Here is a 3,637-nt window from a genome sequence, read left to right as displayed (position 1 = left end):
GTTCCCCGCCGTGGCCTTCAATATCCCTTTCAAGGAAGTGCGCGTGCTGCTGGACCAGCCCGAGACCGCCGGCGAGATCGCCCGCTACACCGGCTCGGGCCGCGTGCCGGTGCTGCTTGATGGCGACATCGCGATCTGGGATTCGCTGTCCATCTGCGAATATCTGGCCGAGCAATTCCCTGACCGCCACCTGTGGCCGGCCCGCACCGATGCCCGCGCCATCGCGCGCAGCATCTGTGCCGAGATGCACTCCGGTTTCACTGGCCTGCGCACGGCCATGAGCATGGACATCCGTGGCCGCTACCCCGGCAAGGGGCGCACCGCCGACGCACAAGCCGATATCGCGCGCGTGTGCGAGATCTGGGAAGAGTGCCTCTCGCAATTCGGCCATCATGAATTCCTCTTCGGCGATTTCTCCATTGCCGATGCCTTCTATGCACCGGTGGTGATGCGTTTCGTCAGCTACCAGGTGCCGCTGGCCCCGGCCCTGCAAGCCTATGCCGACCGTGTGCGCGAGCACCCGGCGGTGGCGCGCTGGATCGCCGAGGCGCTGGCCGAGAAGGAAATCCTTCCGGACCACCAGTGAGGCGCAGCCGATGAAGACCTACACCGTCGGCGGCGCAGTGCGCGACGGCTTGCTGGGCCTGCCGGTGAAGGACCGCGACCACGTGGTGGTGGGGGCCACGCCGCAGCAGCTGCTGGAACTGGGTTTCCGCCCGGTCGGCAAGGACTTCCCGGTGTTCCTCCATCCCGAAACCCAAGAGGAATATGCCCTGGCCCGCACCGAGCGCAAGACCGCGCCCGGCTACAAGGGCTTCGCCTTCCATGCCGCACCCGATGTGACGCTGGAAGACGATCTCGCGCGCCGCGACCTCACCATCAATGCGATTGCGCAGGATGAGGATGGCACCCTGGTCGATCCGTATCACGGCCGTGCCGATCTTGAGGCGCGCGTATTTCGCCATGTCTCCGAGGCCTTTGTCGAAGATCCGGTACGCATCCTGCGCGTAGCACGTTTTGCGGCGCGCTTCGCCGATTTCACGGTGGCGCCGGAAACCAACGCGCTCATGCAGCGCATGGTGCAAGAGGGCGAGGTGGATGCGCTGGTGCCTGAACGCGTCTGGCAGGAACTCGCACGCGGCCTGATGGAGCACAAGCCGTCTCGCATGTTCGAGGTCTTGCGCGCCTGCGGTGCCTTGCAGCGCATCCTGCCCGAACTCGATGCGCTGTGGGGCGTACCGCAACCCGAGAAATGGCATCCCGAAATTGATACCGGCGTTCATGTGATGCTGGTGGTGGATTGGGCCGCCGCGCAGGATTTTTCTTTGCCGATCCGATTTGCCGCGCTGTTGCACGACCTCGGCAAAGGCACCACGCCGCCCGAGATCTGGCCGCGCCATCATGGCCATGAAGCGCGCAGCGAACGTTTGGCCGAAGACGTCTGCACGCGCCTGAAGGTACCCGGCGAATGCCGTGACCTGGCGCTGATGACGGCCCGCGAACATGGCAATGTGGGACGCTCCTTCGAGATGCGTCCCGATACCCTGGTCAAGTTCTTCGCGCGGTGCGATGCCTTCCGCAAACCGCAGCGCTTCGTCGACATGCTGCGTGCCTCGGAGTGCGACCATCGCGGCCGCACCGGGCTGGAGTTGCAGCCCTTCCCGCAGGCGGCTTATCTGGAAGGCGCACTGCAGGCCGCGCAGGCCATCGATGCCGGCGCCATCGCACAGCAGCAGGCACAGCCGCAACGCATTCCCGAGGCCATCCTGGCGGCACGCACTGCGCAAGTGGCGGCTTATGTCGAGCAGCATCGTCCGGCGCAGTCCTGAGGGAAGGTCACGATGAGCCATCCCCTGTCCCGTCTCCTCCAGCGCCTGCGTGGCCAGCAACCCGGCTTGCCGCCTGCACAGCCGGAGAAGCAGGACAAGCCCAACGTCTTCGTCAAGGAGCTCTCGCCGCGTGCGCGCCGCCACCTGCTGCGACATTTCCTCGCGCTGGAAGAAAAGGATCGCCTGCTGCGCTTCGGTTCCAAGCTCTCCGATGAGATGGTGACGCGCTACGTCGAGGGCATCAACTTCGAGCGCGATACCGTCTTCGGCGTCTATGACCGTCGCTTGCGACTGCTCGGTGTGGGCCACCTGGCCTTCGCGCCCAAGGAGAGCACGCGCATCAGCGGTGCCACCATCAAGCCGGTGGTCGCCGAGTTCGGGGTCTCGGTGACGGCCGCCGCACGCGGGCTCGGGGTGGGCACGCGCCTGTTCATGCGCGCTTCGATGCACTGTCGCAATGCCGATGTCGATACGTTGTACATGCACTGTCTCTCGTCCAACAAGGTGATGATGCACATCGCCAAGAAGGCCGGCATGGAAATCCATCGCGACTATGGCGAGGCCGATGCCTACCTAAAGATCAAGCCTGCCAACTCGGCCACGGTGTTCCAGGAGGCGCTGGAAGAGCAAGTTGCAATGTTGGACTATATCGTCAAGGCCAACTTCAAGGCACTGCTGAAATGGGGCGCGCGCGTGACCGGCATCGGTGCCAAAAAGAAGGACGACGGCACGCCGCCGCCCGCTGCCTGACGCGCTGCTTGCGCGAACGCACATGACCATCCCGTGCCGGGAGCGCATAATATGCGCCTCACTTTGATAACGGGTATGCCATGAGCACCAATCCCAACACCGATGATTTCTTCGCCACCGTCGCCACCAAGTCCGATAGCGGAGCCTTGCGCGGCGACTACAGCCAGGCCGACGCCAACTACGTCGTGGCCCAGAACTGGGAGGGCTACACGCCCGCCCAGCACGCGCTGTGGCGTCGTCTCTATGAGCGCCAGGCGAAGTTGATTCCCGGCCGCGCCTGTGATGTCTTCATCGACAGCCTGAAGGCGCTCGATGTCTCGCAAGGCATCCCGCGCTTTGACCGTACCACCGAAGCGCTCTTCAAGGCCACCGGCTGGGAGCTGGTGGCCGTGCCGGGCCTGGTGCCGGACCACACCTTCTTCGAGCACCTGGCCAATCGCCGCTTCCCGGTCACCGTGTGGCTACGTGAAGAGCACGAGTTCGATTACATCGTCGAGCCTGATCTGTTCCATGACTTCTTCGGCCATGTGCCGCTGCTGTTCAATCCGATCTTCGCCAACCACCTGCAGGAATACGGCAAGGGCGGCCTGAAGGCGCTCAAGCTCGACGGGCTGGCTTATCTGGCGCGCCTGTACTGGTACACCATCGAGTTCGGGCTGATCCAGAGCAAGGAGGGTTTGCGCATCTATGGTGCCGGCATCCTGTCCTCGGGCGGCGAGGTCGAGTACTGCCTCTCCAGCGACCAGCCGCGTCGCGTGCCGTTTGAGGTGGAGCGCATCATGCGCACGCTCTACAAGATCGATACCTATCAGGAGACCTATTTCGTGATCAAGGATTTCGAACAGCTCTTCAACGATACCGCGCCGGACTTCACACCGCTCTATGCGCGGCTCAAGCAGCAGGAGGCCTTGCCGGCCAATACCCTGCTGGCGGGCGAATCCAATCTTCCTCCCAACCGCTGATGCCGCCCGGCCGCTTCGGGCCGGCGACATGAGAAACCAAGCTGGCCGTCCGTGTTGTCACGGACGGCTTTTTTCTATTGGCGGATCGGGCGGGCT

4 protein-coding genes are annotated in these 3,637 nt (G+C 64.0%); all 4 read left to right on the top strand.

Translation table 11 applies throughout. From position 1 onward, the window contains the following. Positions 1–586: glutathione S-transferase (locus B3873_RS21760; RefSeq protein ID WP_286869034.1), on the top strand; the 586-nt coding region annotated here is incomplete at its 5' end. 10 nt (positions 587–596) lie between these two features. Further along, a complete protein-coding gene (locus B3873_RS21755) occupies positions 597–1,829 on the top strand; it encodes a multifunctional CCA addition/repair protein (protein ID WP_286869032.1) in 1,233 nt (410 codons plus the stop codon). A 12-nt stretch (positions 1,830–1,841) separates the two neighbouring features. Continuing rightward, entirely contained in the window at positions 1,842–2,579 is a 738-nt protein-coding gene (locus B3873_RS21750; protein ID WP_039783664.1) for a GNAT family N-acetyltransferase, read from the top strand. An 80-nt stretch (positions 2,580–2,659) separates the two neighbouring features. Next, positions 2,660–3,541, top strand: a complete 882-nt coding sequence (phhA, locus tag B3873_RS21745) for a phenylalanine 4-monooxygenase (protein ID WP_134223569.1) — start codon at positions 2,660–2,662, stop codon at positions 3,539–3,541. The last annotated feature ends 96 nt before the right edge of the window (positions 3,542–3,637 follow it).

The organism is Herbaspirillum sp. UBA812 (genome assembly GCF_002296545.1).
Classification (GTDB): Bacteria; Pseudomonadota; Gammaproteobacteria; order Burkholderiales; family Burkholderiaceae_D; genus Herbaspirillum; species Herbaspirillum huttiense.
This window is presented reverse-complemented; position numbering and strand designations above follow the sequence as displayed.

Excerpts from the sequence above, each read along its gene's own strand:
- B3873_RS21755 (WP_286869032.1), top strand. The coding sequence starts at position 597 with ATGAAGACCTACACCGTCGGCGGCGCAGTGCGCGACGGCTTGCTGGGC.
- B3873_RS21750 (WP_039783664.1), top strand. The coding sequence starts at position 1,842 with ATGAGCCATCCCCTGTCCCGTCTCCTCCAGCGCCTGCGTGGCCAGCAA.
- phhA (WP_134223569.1), top strand. The coding sequence starts at position 2,660 with ATGAGCACCAATCCCAACACCGATGATTTCTTCGCCACCGTCGCCACC.